Origin of the sequence: Sphaerotilus natans, from assembly GCF_900156335.1 — a bacterium.
GTDB classification, from domain to species: Bacteria; Pseudomonadota; Gammaproteobacteria; order Burkholderiales; family Burkholderiaceae_C; genus Sphaerotilus; species Sphaerotilus natans.
In genome coordinates this window covers 32,475-47,686 of sequence record NZ_FTMZ01000017.1, presented here as the reverse complement: position 1 = coordinate 47,686, position 15,212 = coordinate 32,475, and the positions used below count along the sequence as shown (strand labels likewise).

General features: G+C 70.8%; 13 protein-coding genes. 3 read left to right on the top strand and 10 right to left on the bottom strand.

Annotated elements, in window-relative coordinates; genetic code table 11:
• Positions 1–43 precede the first annotated feature (43 nt).
• The 3 genes from BW996_RS14785 to BW996_RS14775 all read right to left on the bottom strand — a co-directional run bounded on the left by BW996_RS14785 (position 44) and on the right by BW996_RS14775 (position 3,119).
• Positions 44–979, bottom strand: a complete 936-nt coding sequence (locus BW996_RS14785) for a catechol 2,3-dioxygenase (RefSeq protein ID WP_037480832.1) — start codon at positions 977–979, stop codon at positions 44–46.
• Positions 980–1,090: 111 nt separating this feature from the next.
• On the bottom strand, positions 1,091–1,996 hold the full coding sequence (locus tag BW996_RS14780; protein WP_037480829.1) for a LysR family transcriptional regulator: 906 nt from the start codon (positions 1,994–1,996) through the stop codon (positions 1,091–1,093).
• Positions 1,997–2,054: 58 nt separating this feature from the next.
• On the bottom strand, positions 2,055–3,119 hold the full coding sequence (locus BW996_RS14775) for a GlxA family transcriptional regulator (protein WP_051631819.1): 1,065 nt from the start codon (positions 3,117–3,119) through the stop codon (positions 2,055–2,057).
• Between the two features lie 3 nt (positions 3,120–3,122).
• On the opposite strand from BW996_RS14775, the gene BW996_RS21400 reads away from it, so the two are divergent.
• The gene (locus BW996_RS21400) at positions 3,123–3,413 is read left to right on the top strand and encodes a hypothetical protein (protein WP_139330894.1); all 291 of its coding nucleotides are present in this window, start codon (positions 3,123–3,125) and stop codon (positions 3,411–3,413) included.
• Positions 3,414–3,478: 65 nt separating this feature from the next.
• Here BW996_RS21400 and BW996_RS14770 read toward each other — a convergent pair whose 3' ends face one another.
• The 7 genes from BW996_RS14770 to glyA are packed head-to-tail and all read right to left on the bottom strand — an operon-like array spanning position 3,479 to position 12,461.
• Entirely contained in the window at positions 3,479–4,360 is an 882-nt protein-coding gene (locus BW996_RS14770) for an adenine nucleotide alpha hydrolase family protein (RefSeq protein ID WP_037480825.1), read from the bottom strand.
• 1 nt (position 4,361) lies between these two features.
• Positions 4,362–5,546 carry an FAD-binding protein gene (locus BW996_RS14765; protein WP_037480822.1) on the bottom strand — a complete coding sequence of 395 codons (1,185 nt, stop codon included), beginning with the start codon at positions 5,544–5,546 and terminating at the stop codon, positions 4,362–4,364.
• Positions 5,543–7,543, bottom strand: coding sequence for a (Fe-S)-binding protein (locus BW996_RS14760; RefSeq protein WP_076458980.1), 2,001 nt, complete (start codon positions 7,541–7,543; stop codon positions 5,543–5,545). Before BW996_RS14760 ends, BW996_RS14765 begins: the two co-directional genes overlap by 4 nt.
• Before the next feature lie 2 nt (positions 7,544–7,545).
• Positions 7,546–9,618 (bottom strand): oxidoreductase, encoded by a 2,073-nt coding sequence (locus BW996_RS14755; protein ID WP_037483623.1) that lies wholly within the window; start codon positions 9,616–9,618, stop codon positions 7,546–7,548.
• Between the two features lie 3 nt (positions 9,619–9,621).
• The gene (locus BW996_RS14750) at positions 9,622–10,161 is read right to left on the bottom strand and encodes a DUF5943 domain-containing protein (RefSeq protein ID WP_037483622.1); all 540 of its coding nucleotides are present in this window, start codon (positions 10,159–10,161) and stop codon (positions 9,622–9,624) included.
• Positions 10,162–10,182: 21 nt separating this feature from the next.
• Entirely contained in the window at positions 10,183–11,154 is a 972-nt protein-coding gene (locus BW996_RS14745) for a dipeptidase (RefSeq protein ID WP_037483620.1), read from the bottom strand.
• Positions 11,155–11,180: 26 nt separating this feature from the next.
• Positions 11,181–12,461 carry a serine hydroxymethyltransferase gene (gene glyA / locus BW996_RS14740; RefSeq protein WP_037483618.1) on the bottom strand — a complete coding sequence of 427 codons (1,281 nt, stop codon included), beginning with the start codon at positions 12,459–12,461 and terminating at the stop codon, positions 11,181–11,183.
• 295 nt (positions 12,462–12,756) lie between these two features.
• Here glyA and BW996_RS14735 point away from each other — a divergent pair, with 295 nt between their 5' ends.
• Together BW996_RS14735 and BW996_RS14730 are read left to right on the top strand one after the other, a co-directional pair.
• On the top strand, positions 12,757–13,992 hold the full coding sequence (locus BW996_RS14735) for an aromatic ring-hydroxylating oxygenase subunit alpha (protein ID WP_037483642.1): 1,236 nt from the start codon (positions 12,757–12,759) through the stop codon (positions 13,990–13,992).
• Positions 13,993–14,065: 73 nt separating this feature from the next.
• Positions 14,066–15,175: an FAD-binding oxidoreductase gene (locus BW996_RS14730; RefSeq protein ID WP_051632091.1), complete on the top strand. Its 1,110-nt coding sequence runs from the start codon at positions 14,066–14,068 to the stop codon at positions 15,173–15,175.
• Positions 15,176–15,212: the final 37 nt, after the last annotated feature.

Below are 15,212 nucleotides of genomic sequence, written 5' to 3'. Positions count from 1 at the left end.
TGTTCGTGTTCGGGGATCCGGGGCGGCGCTGCAGCGCCGTGCCTCAGGTCACCACGGTCAGGAAGGTCTCGTGCATCGTGCGGTGGGCCACGTCCAGGCCGCCGCCCTCGCCCAGGCCTTCCCAGGTCCAGGCGATCGGGGGCAGGTCGGGGTAGGACGAGTTGCCGCCCGAGAAGGTCTCGAAGCGGTTGCCCGACGGATCCCAGGCGTAGATCGTGCCGCCGCGGGTGATGCCGTGGCGGGTCGGGCCGATGTCGACCTTGATGTCGTGCGCGGCCATGATGTCGGCGGCGCGGAAGACCCGGTCGATCGACTCCATGTAGAACGAGACATGGTGCAGCTTGCCCGGCTCCGGGTGGATCACGAAGGCGATGTCGTGCGCCTTGTTCGAGCAGCACAGCCACAGCGCGCCCTTGACGTCGCTGTCGGGCAGCGTGACGTACTCGGCCAGGTGGAAGCCCAGGATGCGGGTGAAGATGTCGAGCACCCGATCGACGTTCGGGCCGTAGAGCAGCGCGTGGTCGAAGCGCATCGGCGCGATGCCGCGGTCCTGGTGCGGCGTCCAGGGCTTCGGGTCCTTCTGGCCGAAGTGGCTGCCGACGAAGGTCTTCTCGGCGTAGAGCTCGATCAGGTGGCCGCTGGGCAGCTCGAAGCGCAGGCGCTCGCCGGTCTCGAGCAGGTCGCCGGCGGGGATGCGCTCGGTCTTCAGGCCGTCGTCGCGCAGCTCGGCCTCGAAGCGGTCGAGATCGGCGCTGCTGGCGACCTTGAAGCCGAAGAAGTCCATGCCGGCCCGGTCGGCCTGGCGCAGCACGATGCTGTGGTGATCGCGCTCGTCCCAGGCCTTCAGGTAGACCCGGCCGGCGGCATCTCGCCCGGTCTCCTCCAGACCCAGCACATCGCGATAGAAACGCACGCCTTCGTCGAGGTCGAGCATGCGCAGCTGAACATGTCCGGGTCGCAGTACGCCAGTCAGGGCCATGATGTCTGTCTCCAGTCGTTGCCGTTTCAGTGGGGAACGGGCGCATTCTGGGCAGACGCTGTCATGCCGTCCAATACCATCAAACTGGGTCAGCCATACCCATCAGGAATGTCAGGGCGGACCGTCCCCGAGCGTGCCGGCGCCCTCGCGCAGACAGCGCAGCAGGGCCTGCAGCAGTTCGGAGTCATCGTCCTGGCGATAGATGCAGCACAGGTCGATGTGGTCGTGGCCGGGGTGGTGCAGCGGGCGGAAGGTGACACCCGGCATGTTCATGTGGGCCGCCGAGCGCGAGGCCAGACAGGCGCCGAAACCGGTGCCCACCAGCGCGACCGCATGCACCACGTCGCCGACCTCCTGCGCCACCTGTGGCGTGAAGCCGGCGCCGCGGCACATCTCGTGCACCCGGTCGATGAAGCTCGGGCGCGAGCCGGTGGGAAACAGCACCAGCGGCTGCTCGCGCAGGTCCTGCATCGTGATGGCGGTGCGCGCCGCCAGCGCGGTGCCCGAGGGCACCGCCACCCACAGCGGCTCGGTCAGCAGCGTCTCGCAGGTGAGGCCGTCGATCGGGCGCATCAGCCGGTTGAAGGCCAGCGTGATGCGGCGATGGTGCAGCGCGTCGATCTGCGCCTCCTTGTCGAGCGAGTGCAGCACGATGCTGACCTCGGGGCAGGCCTCGCGGAAGCGCCGCAACAGCTGCGGGATCACGCCGAAGATGCCCGAGCCGAAGATCGCCACGTCGACCCGGCCGAGCAGGCCCTGCGCGGCCTTGTGCGTGCGCTCGGCGGCGCGCTCGGCCTGCGCCAGGATGCCGCGCGCGTCCTCGTAGAGCACCCGGCCGGCGTCGGTCAGCTCCACGCCGCGCGAGGTGCGCCGGAACAGCAGCGCGCCGAGTTCCTCCTCGAGCTGCTGGATCTGGCGGGTCAGCGGCGGCTGGGAAATGTGCAGGCGCAGCGCGGCGCGGCCGATGTTGAGCTCCTCGGCGACGCAGACGAAGTAGCGCAGGTGGCGGAGTTCCATGACCGGGCACTGTAGCCGGCCCGGCCGCCGTGGGGTGTGAGCAGCGCGTTGGCCGCGCTCAGGACACGTACATCGGCGCGCCGCGCTCGATCCGGGCGCGGCGCTGCACCACGGCCGGCGCGGGTGCGCCCACCACATGCACCAGGCCCTGGCTGCCGCCCTGACGGCGGTGCTCGCTGGGCGAGTGCCCGAACAATGCCCGGTAGGCCTTGCAGAAATGCGAGGCGGTCTGGAATCCGCAGGCCACCGTGATCTGCATGATCGGCGCGCTGGTGTGCGAGAGCAGCTCCCGCGCGCGCCGCAGCCGCAGCGTCAGGTAATGCTGCGCCGGCGTGACCTTGTAATAGCGATGGAACAGCCGCTCGAGCTGGCGCAGCGAAATGCCGGCGGCATCGGCGATTTCCGACAGCGGCAGCGGCTCCTCGATGTTGGCGGCCATCAGTTCGGCCGCCTCGACCAGATGCTCGTAGCCGGGGCCGACAAATTCGGGCTGCGGCAGTTTCTGCTGGTCGCTCTGGTCGCGCACCCGGTCGACGATGAACTGCTCGGAAATCGCCATCGCCAGCTTGTTGCCGTGGTGATGGCGCACCAGATGCAGCATCAGGTGCAGCGGCGCGATGCCGCCCGAGGCGGTGATGCGCTCGCGGTCGATGACAAACACCTCCAGCGCGAAATTCACCTTCGGACAGGATTCGCGCAGCGCGACCAGATTTTCCCAGTGCACCGCGCATCGGTAGCCGTCGAGCACGCCGGCGGCGGCCAGCGCATGCGTGCCGGTGCACAGCGCGCCCAGCGTCTGTCCGCGCGCGGCACGGCGACGCAAGTCCTTGATCAGAGGGTCAGAAATCGATTTCTGCACCTCGACGCCACCGCAGACGAAGACCGCATCGCAGCGGTCCAGATCCTCGGGCTGGCAGGCGCCGCACACGCCCAGACCATTGCTGGCCTGCGCCGCGCCCCCCCCGGCGGCACAGACGCTCCAGGTATAGAGCGTCTGCCGGCTGGTCAGGTTGGCCATGCGCAGCACCTCCACCGCATTGGCGAAGGCGATCATCGAGTAATTCTCGAGCAGCAGGAATCCGAAATGCCGGACCCGGGGATCGGGATTCGAGGAAGAAACCATCGCGTGAAACCTTCGTGGCTGGGGACCGCGGTCCGGGCTGCCCGGTCGGACCTGTTGCCGCCGGAATCCTCATATATTCAGCAACGATCGTGCCAGCACATTGCGGCGCTGAATTTCCACGACATGCCGGGCGGTTCCGGAAAAACTGCGATCCGGGCGCCCGATCGTGCCTGCGACGGTGGGTCGCGCATGAGGTTTGGCGGTGCATGCGGCACCATCACGGTGCCGCGCTTGCCAGATTTCACCGTAATTGGTCTTGATGCAGAACAGGTGATTACGCTGATATTGCGATGATCAAAAAAGAAGGCCCGGCATTCCTGGTCGGGAACGCCGGGCTGATGGAGGCGTGAAGAATGATTTCAGCCAGCAGTCAGACCAAGGCGGCGTAGATGCGCCAGCAGCTCGCGCGCCTTGTCCTGCGCCGTGCCGTCGGCCAGTACTGCACCGCCCTGTCGCGCCGGGGCGGCGGTGCCGGTGGCACGGGCCATGCGCGCCGCGCCGCTCTCGGTCGAGACGGGTGCGAGCGGCCGGCGCTGGCGCCGGGCCGGCTCGGGCGTCCAGGCCGGATTCACCGCCACCACCGGACCGGCGGCCGGGCCGGAGGCGGCGCGGCGGTCCTCGATGCGGCCCTGCTGCGCGGCCAGCCAGGCATGGCGCACGCGCAGGTCCTCGCGCCGTGCCAGGCGCTCGCTGCTGACCAGCACCGCGGCGGCACCGCGCGCGAGCCGCCAGCTGCGCCGCGCGCCACGCGGCAGCGCCTGCACCACCCGCCAGCCGCCATCGGCCTCGGGCTGCAGGTCGATCACCTCGGCGATCAGTGGCCGCTGCAGCCGCTGCGCCAGCCGGTGCGGGAGCAGGCCGCTGGCCAGACCGGACTCGCCGCGGGCGCCGGCGATCACCAGCGGGGTGTCGCGGCAGGCCTCGGCCAGCGCGGCGGTGATCTGCTCCGGATCGGTGCCGGCCAGCTCCAGCCGCTCGAGCCGGTCGACGCCCAGCGCCAGGTAGTCGCGTGCGACCGCCTCGGGCATCGCGGTCTGGCGGCAGCCAGCGTGCAGCAGCCGTGGCTGGGTCGCGTGCGACTGCGACTGGCCCTGCAGCGTGGCTCGGGCCTGCAGCGCCTGCAGGGCCAGCGCCGTGCCGGCGGCGTCGGCACGGCTGCGGGTGGAGCGTCCGCTGACCGGATCGACGCGCACGCTGACCAGCACCGCCACCGGCGAGGCATTCAGGGAGGAGGAACTCATGTCAGGCCGCCTTGAGCGAAGGAATCGGGGTGGACGAGGCCGCCGGCGCCGCCGCCTGCTCGGCCTGCAGCAGCGCGAGCAGTTCGCGCATCAGGGCCTGCACGTCCTCGACCACCGTCAGCTCGGCGCGCTGCACCATCGGCGCGGACACGTCGGTGTTGACCGCCAGCACATGGCGGCATTCGCGGATGCCCTGCAGATGCTGGACCGCGCCGGAAATGCCCATCGCCAGATAGCCGCGCGCTTGCACCGTGCGGCCGGTGGCGCCGATCTGCTGGCTGCGGGCAAAGCGGCCATCGTCCACCGCCACCCGCGAGGCGCCGACCGCCGCGCCCAGCGCCTCGGCCAGCGCCAGGAAGAGCGGCACGTCGGTCACGCCGTTGCCGGCGGCGAGGATGAAGTCGGCCTCCTCCAGCGCCACCTGCTGCGCCTGGCCGGCGATCACGCCCAGATCGACCAGACCGGGCAGCGCGCGGGGCGCGGGCGCCGGCAGCACCTGGCACTCGCCCAGGCCGGTGAAGGGCAGCTCGGTGCGCGCGACCTGGCGCGCCAGCAGCAGCAGGTCCAGCCCGTCGAGCGCCGCAGTGGCGTCTGCGGCAGCGCGACGGACGCCGCCGAGGTCGCGCACCCGCACCCGGCCATCGGCGATCTCGACCACGCCGGCGGCGCAGGCCAGCGGCTGGCGCACCGCCAGGCGCCGGCCCAGCTCGCCGTCGTCGCCGCGGTCGGGGGCCAGTGTCAGGCGCGGCGCCAGCGCCTGCCAGCGGGCCGCGACCGCCTCGGCCAGGGCCTCGGGCGAGGTGGCGGCGTTCACCGGCAGCAGCTCCAGCCGGTCGATGCCCAGCGCGGCGGCGTCCAGCGCGCTGGCCTGCACCTCGGGATCGTCGGGCGCCTGCGGCCAGGGCATCAGCGCGATCACCGCCTCGTCGGGCCGGGCCAGCAGCGCGGCGGCGGCGATCGCCTCGCGGGCATGCTCGTCCAGGCTGCCGCTGTCGGGATGGACCAGCACCAGCAGGCAGCCGGCGGCGCGCTCGCTCGGCGTGGCCAGGCGCGGGCGCTTGGCCGCGGCATGCGACACCGCGGCCAGGCGCAGGCCGCGCTCGCCCTCGGTGCCGCCCAGCACGATGCGGCGCAGGCCCTGCGGCGTGATGAGCGCCGGTCGGCGCGGATCGACTCGTCGGATCATGCGTTCTTCTCCACGGAGGTCTCCACGGCGCGGGCCACCAGCTCGGCCACGTCCAGCACCTCGGGGCGCTTGCCGGTCACGCCTTCGAGCATCGCGGTGCACTGCGGGCAGGCCACCGCGACCACCTCGGCGCCGGTGGCGCGGGCGTCGTCCATGCGCATGTCGGGAATGCGGCGCTGGCCGGGAATGTCGGTGGTCGGCGCGCCGCCGCCGCCGCCGCAGCAGCGTGCGTTCAGGCCGCAGCGTTCCATCTCGATCACCTGGATGCCGATGGCCTTGAGCGCACGGCGCGGTGCCTCGATCTGGCCGTTGTAGCGGCCGAGGTAGCAGGGGTCGTGCAGCGTGACGCTGGGCGCGCGGTCGGCGGCGTCCGCCTTCGGGCGCAGCCGGCCGCCTTCGAGCAGCTCGGCCAGCAGCTCGGTGTGGTGCCAGACGCGGGTGCGCCCTTGAGCGAGCTGCTCGGCCCAGGCGGCGTCAAGCACCGGGTACTCGTTGCGCAGCGCGTGCAGCAGGTGCGGGTCGGCGGTGACCAGGTTCGCCGCCGGGTGCGCCTGCAGCGTCGCGATGAGCTGGCGTGCCAGGCGCTGGTAGCCGGCCTCGTCGCCGAGGCGGCGGGCCACGTCGCCGCAGTCGGTCTCGCGCTCGCCCAGCAGGGCGGGCACCACGCCGGCCGCGCGCAGCGTCGTCACCAGCGCGCGCAGCGTCTTCTGGCCGCGCAGGTCGAAGCCAGCCTCGCCGGCCAGCAGCAGCCATTCGGTGCGCGGCGACGTGCGCTTGTCGGCGATCACCGGCAGGCCCAGGTCGCTGGCCCAGTGGTGGCGGGCGGCCAGCGGATGGCGGCCCTGGGTGTCAGTCTCGCGCAGCGCGGCCAGCACCTCGTCGCCCTTGTTGGGCACGGTGCCGCCCACCAGCGTCAGGTTGCGGCGCAGGTCGACCACCAGATCGACATGCTCGATCAGCATCGGGCAGGCCTGCACGCAGGCGCGGCAGGTGGTGCAGCTCCACAGCGTCTCGGCGTCGATCAGGCCGGGCACCACCGCCTGGTCGGGGGCGCCGGCGTGGCGGCCGATCTCCTTGCCCGGATACGGGTTGCCGGCGTAGTGCGCGTCGCCGGTGCCGGCCATGCCGCTGACCAGATCCTGCACCAGCTTCTTCGGGTTCAGCGGCTGGCCGGCGGCGAAGGCCGGGCAGGCCGCCTCGCACTTGCCGCACTGCACGCAGGCGTCGAAGGAGAGCAGGCGGTTCCAGGGCAGATCGGCGGGCCTGGCCGCGCCGGGCAGATCCTGGCCCAGCGCGACGGGCTTGAGCGCGCTGGCCTGACGCTGCGCCGCCGGGCCCACCGGCTGCGGCCCGAAGCGCTCGGGGCGCGGATGCAGGCCCAGGTGCAGCAGGCCGGCCACCGCATGCTTCATCGGCCCGGCCAGGCCGACGCCCAGGGCCAGCTCGGCCGCGCCCGCGCCCAGGGCCAGCACGCACAGCGCTGCCCACCACGGCGCGATGCTCTCGTGCCACAAGGCGCCGGCGGCCAGCGCGAGCACGCCCAGCGCCCCGGCGCCCAGCGTCCACGGCAGGCGCTGCCACGGCCCGCGCGAGACCCGCGCGGCCACCGCCGGCTGGCGCCGGCGCAGCGCCATCATCACCGCGCCGGCCAGCATCACCAGCGCACAGGCCACCAGCGCGATGTCGAGCACCGCCAGCCGCAGCCGCAGGCCGTCGTTGATCGCCACCAGCGCCAGGCAGGCCAGGGCGCCGCCGGCCACCGCGACGTGCGCGCGCGCCACCGCCGGCTCGCGGGCCACCACATGGTGCAGGTCGACGAAGTAGCGCTTGGGGATGGCCAGCAGACCGCTCCAGGCCACCGAGGCGGTGCGGCCGGTGCGCCACAGCGCCGCGCGGCGCGCGGTGCCGATCGTCAGCGCGGCCACCGCCAGCCAGAAGACCGCGGTCACGGCATCGCGCCAGACCCAGCCCGACGAGGAAGACAGGACGGCATCCATGCTCAGAAGTCCTTGCACAGGCGCAGCGCGTCGTAGATCGCGCCGTGGATGTTGTGCATCGACACGCCGTCGCCGATGCGGAACAGTGCGAATTGGCCGTGGCCCAGCGGCTCGGCCAGCGCCGGCTGCGGCTGGTTGTCGTAGAGCGCGTCGATGTCGGTCTGGCCGTGGTTGACCGAGCGGTCCTTGAGCTGCCAGTACAGCGCCTCGTTCGGGCGGATGCCGTTCTCGATGACGACCTGATCGACCACGCGCTCCTCCTGCACCTCTGTGTACTCGTGGCGCAGCACGGCCACCAGCCGGTCGCCCTCGGGCGTGCTCTCGCGGTAGACGCGGTCGAGCCAGTGGTTGGGCGTCAGGATCACGCCCTGCGCGCAGAGCTGGCGGTAGATGATCGGGAAGGTGGTGCCGCCGGTGTCGTCGGCGATCTTCACGTCGGGCGTGACCATCTCGACCAGGTGGCCGCGGCTGGCGATGAAGTCGGCCACGCCGGAGCCGGCGTGCGCGCTGATGGCGTCATAGACCAGCACATTGCCCTTCGGCGCCACGCGGCCGCTGAGGATGTCCCAGCCCGACACCGCCAGGCCCTCGGCCACGCCCCACTCGGGGTTCTGGCCGGTGTGCGGCAGGCCGCCGGTGGCCAGCACGACGATGTCCGGGCGCTCGTCGAGGATCATCGCCACGTCGGCCTCGGTGCCCAGGCGGCGGTCCACGCCCAGGCGGGTGGTCTCCAGGTCGAACCAGCGGATGATGCCGGCCATCTGCTCGCGCTTCGGGGCCTTGGCCGCCAGGTTGACCTGGCCGCCGACCTGCGGCGCCTTCTCGAACAGCACCACGTCGTGGCCGCGCTCGCGCGCCACGCGGGCGGCCTCCAGCCCGGCCGGGCCGGCGCCGACCACCACCACCCGGCGCTTCGGCCCGCTGGTCTTGGCGATGGTGTGCGGCATGGTGCGCTCGCGGCTGGTGGCGGCGTTCTGCACGCACAGCACGTCCAGGCCGTTGTACTGGCGGTCGATGCAGTAGTTGGCGCCGACGCACTGCTTGATCTGGTCTTCGCGCCCGTCGCGGATCTTGATGACCATGTGCGGGTCGGCGATCTGCGCGCGCGTCATGCCGACCATGTCGACGGTGCCGCTGGCCAGCAGGCGTTCGGCCTGCTGCGCGTCGCGGATGCTCTGCGCGTGCATCACCGGGATCTTCACCACGCTCTTGATGCCGCCGGCCAGGTGCACGAAGGGCTCGGGCGGCAGCGCCATCGGCGGCATGCAGTTGGCCAGGGTGTTGTGGGTGTCGGCGCCGGAGCCGATGACGCTCAGATAGTCGATCAGCCCGGTCTCGCTCATGGCCTGGGCGATCTCCTTGAGCATCTCGTGGTTCAGGCCGTCCTCGTGGAACTCGTCGCCGCACATGCGCAGGCCGACGACAAAATCCTTGCCCACCTCGGCGCGCACCGCCTGCAGCACCTCGATGCCGAAGCGCAGACGGTTCTCGAGGCTGCCGCCCCACTCGTCGGTGCGGAAGTTGCTGCGCGGGCTCCAGAACTGGTCGATCAGGTGCTGGTGCGCGGCCGAGATCTCGATGCCGTCCAGACCCGAGGCCTTCACCCGGCGCGCGGCCTTCGCGTAGTCCTGGATGATGCGGCGGATCTCCTCGATCTCGATCGTCTTGGCGTTGCCGCGGTGCACGGGTTCGCGCACGCCCGACGGGGACACCAGGTGCGGCCAGTCGAAGCCGTGCCAGGCGTTGCGCCGGCCCATGTGGGTGGCCTGGATCATGATCTTGGCGCCATGCTTGTGCATGGTGTCGGCCAGCTTGGCCAGGCCCTCCATCGTCTCGTCGCGCGAGAGGTTGACCGAGCTCCACCAGCTGCTCGGACTGTCGCGCGAGACGGGGCTGGAGCCGCCGCAGATCGCCAGGCCGACGCCGCCCTTGGCCTTCTCCTCGTAGTAGCGGATGTAGCGCTCGCCGGGCATGCCGTCGTCGGCGTAGACCTCGGCGTGCGCGGTGCTGACGATGCGGTTGCGGATCTTGAGCTGGTTGAGCTGGATCGGCTCGAAGAGGTGCGGGTAGCGCATGGCTCAGTCCACGATCGGCGTGACGGTGAACACGCAGTGCGCGTGCCCTTCGGCGGCGCACTGCGTCTCGGTGCTGGTGGTCTTCCAGGTCTGGCCGGTGGCCTGGCCGACCCAGTCCATCGCGCCGGAGAACCAGCCGGCGAACAGGTAGCAGACCTTGTCCTGCGTCACCGGCACGCCGGCGATGCCCTGGGCCAGCACGAAGACCGAGTGCTCCAGCCTGATGCGGGCGTGGCCGGTGGCAGCATCGACCTCCTCGAAGGAGAACAGCCCCCAGCCGCGCTGCGACAGGCGCTTGAGGTAGTGCTCGTAGACCGCCAAGCCCTGCAGGCCGTGCGTCCGGCTTTCCTGCTCGCACCAGAAATAGGCCGAGCGGTGGCCGGCCTTGTAGAGGCTGGCGGCATAGACCTCGCGGCCGATGGCGGCCTCGGCCTCGACGTGGTTGTTGACGAAGAAATGCCGCGGCACGTAGATCATCGGCAGACCGTCGGTGGTCCAGATGCCGGTGTCCGGGGCGACGTCGATGGGCAGTTGCGGTTGCATGCGTGTTCTCCTTGCGTCGCCTCAGGCGCCCCAGACGTCCTTGAAGACGCGCAGCCAGTTCGCGCCGATGACCTTGACGATGCGCTCGGGCTTCCAGCCGGCGCGCTCCATCGCGTCGGTCAGGTTGGGCATCTCGCCGATGGTGCGGATGCCCTCGGGGTTGAGCACGGTGCCGAAGTTCGTCAGCCGCCGGCCCCGGCCCTTGTCGTGGGTGATATGGTCGAAGAAGTCCTGGCCGTAGCCCTGGGTGTGGTCGGTGCCGATGCCCACGCAGTCTTCGCCCACGAGGTTGATGACGTAGTCCAGCGCCTCGACATAGTCGTCCACCGTGGACTCGATGCCGCGGCGCAGGAAGGGCGGGAACATCGTCACGCCGATGAAGCCGCCGCGGTCGGCGATGAACTTGAGCTGCTCGTCGCTCTTGTTGCGCGGGTGGGCCTTCAGGCCGGCGGGCAGGCAGTGGCTGTAGGTGACCGGCTTCTTGCTGGCGAGGATGGCCTCCTCGCTGGTCTTGGCGCCCACATGCGAGAGGTCGACCATGATGCCCACGCGGTTCATCTCGGCGATGACCTCGTGGCCGTAGCCCGAGAGGCCGCCGTCGCGCTCGTAGCAGCCGGTGCCGATCAGGTTCTGGGTGTTGTAGCAGAGCTGCACCACGCGCACGCCCAGGTCGGCGAAGGCCTCGATGTGGCCCAGGTGGTCTTCAAACGCGTGCGCGTTCTGGAAGCCCAGGATGATGGCGGTCTTGCCCTCGCGCTTGGCGGCCACGATGTCGGCGGTGCTGCGCGCCAGCGTCAGCAGGTCGGCGTTGTCGCGGATGTGGCGCTTCATCTCGGCGATGTTGTGCACCGTGGCCTTGAAGTCGTCCCAGACCGAGACGGTGCAGTTGGCGGCGGTCAGGCCGCCTTTTTTCATGTCCTCGAAGACCGGGCGGGCCCACTTCGAGATGATCAGGCCATCGATGACGATGGATTCGGCGTGCAGGGCGTTCATGCGGAGGTCCTTCGTGCGTCGGGGGATCAGAGGGCGGGATAGATGGGGAAGCGGCTCATCAGGGTCTGGACCTGCTCGCGCACCAGCATCTCGACCCGCGGGTCGCCGGCCGGGTCGCGGCGCAGCGCCTGCAGCACGTCGAGGATCAGGCGGCCGACCTCGCGGCAGTCGTCCTCCTTCAGGCCGCGGCTGGTGATGGCGGCGGTGCCGACGCGGATGCCCGAGGTGATGGTCGGCTTCTCGGTGTCGAAGGGGATGCCGTTCTTGTTGCAGGTGATGCCGGCGCGCTCCAGCGCCACCTCGGTCTGGTTGCCCTTCAGGCCCAGCGGGCGCAGGTCCACCAGCAGCAGGTGGTTGTCGGTGCCGCCGGTGACCAGGTCCAGGCCGCCCTCGCGCAGCACTTCGCCCAGGGCCTGTGCATTGGCGACGACCTGGCGGGCGTAGTCCTGAAAGGCCGGCTGCAGCGCCTCGCCGAAGGCCACCGCCTTGGCGGCGATCACATGCATCAGCGGCCCGCCCTGCGCGCCGGGGAAGACGGCCGAATTGATCTTCTTGGCGATCTCCTCGTCGTTGGTGAGGATCACGCCGCCGCGCGGGCCGCGCAGCGTCTTGTGCGTGGTGCTGGTGGTGACGTGCGCATGCGGCACGGGGCTGGGGTAGACGCCGGCGGCCACCAGGCCGGCCACATGCGCCATGTCGACCATCAGCAGCGCGCCCACCTCGTCGGCGATGGCGCGAAAGCGCGCCCAGTCGATGGTGCGCGGGTAGGCCGAGAAGCCGGCGATGATCAGCCGGGGGCGGTGCTCTCGCGCCAGCCGCTCGACCTCGTCGTAGTCGATGCGGCTGTCGGCTTCCCGCACGCCGTACTGCACCGCGTTGAACCACTTGCCCGAGAGCGCCGGCCGGGCGCCGTGCGTCAGGTGGCCGCCGGCCGACAGCGCCATGCCCAGCACCGTGTCGCCCGGCTTGACCAGGGCCAGCATGACCGCGGTGTTGGCCTGCGCGCCGGAGTGCGGCTGCACGTTGGCGAAGCGCGCGCCGAAGAGCTGGCACAGCCGCTCGATGGCCAGCGCCTCGACCACGTCGGCCTGCTCGCAGCCGCCGTAGTAGCGCTTGCCGGGGTAGCCCTCGGCGTACTTGTTGGTGAAGACCGAGCCTTGGGCCTGCAGCACCGCCCGGGAGACGATGTTCTCGGAGGCGATCAGCTCGATCTGGCTCTGCTGGCGGGTGAGCTCGCGGTCGATCGAGCGGGCGACCTGCGGGTCGGCCTGGGCCAGCGGGGCGGAGAAGAAGTCGGCAGTGTTCATGGCGTCTGGGCAGAGGCTGCGGGAGAGGCGATCTCGGATGGCCTCATTCTTCGAGCCCGACGCCGCTGCGGCTTGTGCGCCGCGGACACGCATTTGCCCAAAACCGACATCGCGACATGCCGCGCGCCGATGTCGCCTGCAGACAAATCCGTGTCCGTCACATGCAAGGTCGCCGGGGCGGCTGACCGAACAATGGCCTCGACGACCTGCAGCACCCTGCGTTCCGAGGATTTCCGCCATGACGACAACGACCGCCCCCGTCACCCTGCACCCCCGCACCGGCCGCGCCGACGCGATGCTCGCCACGCTGCTGGAGCGCCGCCGGCCCGGCCACAGCCTCGAAGCCCCGTTCTACCTGAGCGAGGACATCTTCCAGGCCGACCTGGAGCACATCTTCCGCCGTCACTGGATCTTCGTCGCGGTGGCGCCGCAGCTGCCCGAGCCGGGCGACTTCATCACCGTCGACATCGGCGCGGACTCGGTGCTGATCGTGCGCGACGACGACATGCAGCTGCGCGCCTTCCACAACGTCTGCCGCCACCGCGGCTCGAGGCTGTGCGACGAGCACCAGGGCAGCCTGGGCAACATCGTCTGCCCCTACCACCAGTGGACCTACGACCTGGAGGGCAAGCTCATCCACGCCGACCACATGGGCGAGACCTTCCTGCGCGAGCAGCACCATCTGCACAAGGTGCATCTGCGCGATCTGGAGGGCCTGATCTTCATCTGCCTGGCCGACGAGCCGCCGGCCGACTTCGAGGAGGTTGCCGCGCGCATGCGTCCCTACCTGGCGCCGCACAAGCTGTCCGAATGCAAGGTCGCCGCCCAGGTCGAGATCCTGGAGCAGGGCAACTGGAAGCTGACGATGGAGAACAACCGCGAGTGCTATCACTGCGTGGGCAACCATCCCGAGCTGACCATCTCGCTCTACGAGCACGGCTTCGGCGCCCAGCCAGGGCCGCAGAACGCCGAAGGCATCGCGCAGTTCGAGCAGATCGTGCGCGACAGCCACGCCCGCTGGGAGGCGATGGGCCTGCCCAGCGCCCGCATCGAGGAGCTCGACACCCGCGTCACGGGCTTCCGCACCCAGCGCCTGCCGCTGGACCGCGCCGGCGAATCGCAGACGATGAACACCGAGGTCGCCTGCAGGAAGCTGCTGGCCGACTTCACCGACAAGTCGCTCGGCGGCCTGTCCTTCTGGACGCAGCCCAACTCCTGGCACCACTTCATGAGCGACCATGTGGTGAGCTTCTCGGTGATCCCGCTGAGCGCCGGCCGCACGATGGTGCGCACCACCTGGTGCGTGCACAAGGACGCGGTGGAAGGCGTGGACTACACCGTCGAGAACCTGACCGCGGTCTGGAACGCCACCAACGACCAGGACCGTCGCCTGGTCGAGTTCTCGCAGGCCGGCGTGGCCAGCAGCGCCTACCAACCCGGTCCCTATTCGCCGTTCACCGAAGGTCTGGTCGAGGCCTTCTGCGTCTGGTACGTGGACCGCATGCGCGTCAGCCTGACGGCCTCGCGCTGATTCTTGCGCTGATGCCGGGCTGCGGCATGTCAGGCACGTTCATTGCAAACGTCGCGACTCCACGGTTTTCCCCATGAACGACTCCTTTCCTGACCTGGCCGATGCGCCGTTCGACGCCTGGGTGCCGGACGACGAGCACTTCACCTGCGTGCAGGTGATCGACGAGACCCACGATGTGCGCACCTTCGTGCTGCGCCTGCAGGACGGCGCGTGCAGCTTCCGCTACCGCCCGGGCCAGTTCGTCACCCTGGCGCTGGACATCGACGGCGAGCGGCTGCACCGCTGCTACACGCTGAGCTCCAGCCCGACGCGGCCCGACACGCTGGCCATCACCGTCAAGCGGGTGCCGGGCGGGCGGGTGTCGAACTGGCTGCACGCGCACCTGCGCCCGGGCAGCCGGCTGTCGCTGACCGGGCCGGCCGGACAGTTCTGCTTTCCGGCCGGCCCGGTGGCCGTACCGGCCCGCGGCCAGCTCTACCTGTCGGCAGGCAGCGGCGTGACGCCGCTGATGTCGATGTCGCGCGCCTGGGCCGATCTGGGGCTGGACGCCGATGTGCAGTTCATTCACGCCGCGCGCACGCCGCAGGATGTCGTCTTTGCCGACGAGCTGGCGGTCCTGGCGCGTCGGCTGCCACGCTGGCGTGCCACCGTGGTCTGCGAGGGGCGCGGCGCGACCCCCGGCTACAGCGGGCTGCTCGGCCGACTGTCGCTGCCGCTGCTGCGCGCGCAGGTGCCCGATCTGCTGGGTCGCGAAGTCTGGTGCTGCGGCCCGGCGCCCTTCATGGCCGCGGTGCGCGCGATGCTGGCTGACGCCGGCTTCGACATGAGCCGCTATCACGAGGAGAGCTTCAGCTTCGAGGCGCCGGCGGCCTCGGCGCCCGAGCCCGCGGCGGTGCCTGTCGCGTCTGCCGCCGAGCCGGCCCCCTCCTTTGTCATCACGCTCAAGCGCGGCGAGCGCTTCGAGTGCGCGCCCGACGAGACGGTGCTGGCCGCTGCCCGGCGTGCCGGCCTGCGCTGGCCCTTCAGCTGCGCCAGCGGCGTCTGCGGCACCTGCCGCACGCGGCGCCTCTCCGGCGAGGTGCAGATGAGCCAGGGAGGCGGCCTGCGCCCGCGCGAGGTGGCCCAGGGCTGGATGCTGCCGTGCTGCAGCCGCCCGCTCGGGGATCTCGAGCTTGACCGCTAGGGCTCGCCCGCTGTCCATTCCGATGATGAATCTCTCC

Excerpts from the sequence above, each read along its gene's own strand:
- BW996_RS14785 (WP_037480832.1), bottom strand. The coding sequence starts at position 979 with ATGGCCCTGACTGGCGTACTGCGACCCGGACATGTTCAGCTGCGCATG.
- glyA (WP_037483618.1), bottom strand. The coding sequence starts at position 12,461 with ATGAACACTGCCGACTTCTTCTCCGCCCCGCTGGCCCAGGCCGACCCG.
- BW996_RS14750 (WP_037483622.1), bottom strand. The coding sequence starts at position 10,161 with ATGCAACCGCAACTGCCCATCGACGTCGCCCCGGACACCGGCATCTGG.
- BW996_RS14730 (WP_051632091.1), top strand. The coding sequence starts at position 14,066 with ATGAACGACTCCTTTCCTGACCTGGCCGATGCGCCGTTCGACGCCTGG.
- BW996_RS14765 (WP_037480822.1), bottom strand. The coding sequence starts at position 5,546 with ATGATCCGACGAGTCGATCCGCGCCGACCGGCGCTCATCACGCCGCAG.
- BW996_RS14780 (WP_037480829.1), bottom strand. The coding sequence starts at position 1,996 with ATGGAACTCCGCCACCTGCGCTACTTCGTCTGCGTCGCCGAGGAGCTC.
- BW996_RS14735 (WP_037483642.1), top strand. The coding sequence starts at position 12,757 with ATGCTCGCCACGCTGCTGGAGCGCCGCCGGCCCGGCCACAGCCTCGAA.
- BW996_RS14755 (WP_037483623.1), bottom strand. The coding sequence starts at position 9,618 with ATGCGCTACCCGCACCTCTTCGAGCCGATCCAGCTCAACCAGCTCAAG.
- BW996_RS14760 (WP_076458980.1), bottom strand. The coding sequence starts at position 7,543 with ATGGATGCCGTCCTGTCTTCCTCGTCGGGCTGGGTCTGGCGCGATGCC.
- BW996_RS14745 (WP_037483620.1), bottom strand. The coding sequence starts at position 11,154 with ATGAACGCCCTGCACGCCGAATCCATCGTCATCGATGGCCTGATCATC.
- BW996_RS14770 (WP_037480825.1), bottom strand. The coding sequence starts at position 4,360 with ATGAGTTCCTCCTCCCTGAATGCCTCGCCGGTGGCGGTGCTGGTCAGC.
- BW996_RS14775 (WP_051631819.1), bottom strand. The coding sequence starts at position 3,119 with ATGGTTTCTTCCTCGAATCCCGATCCCCGGGTCCGGCATTTCGGATTC.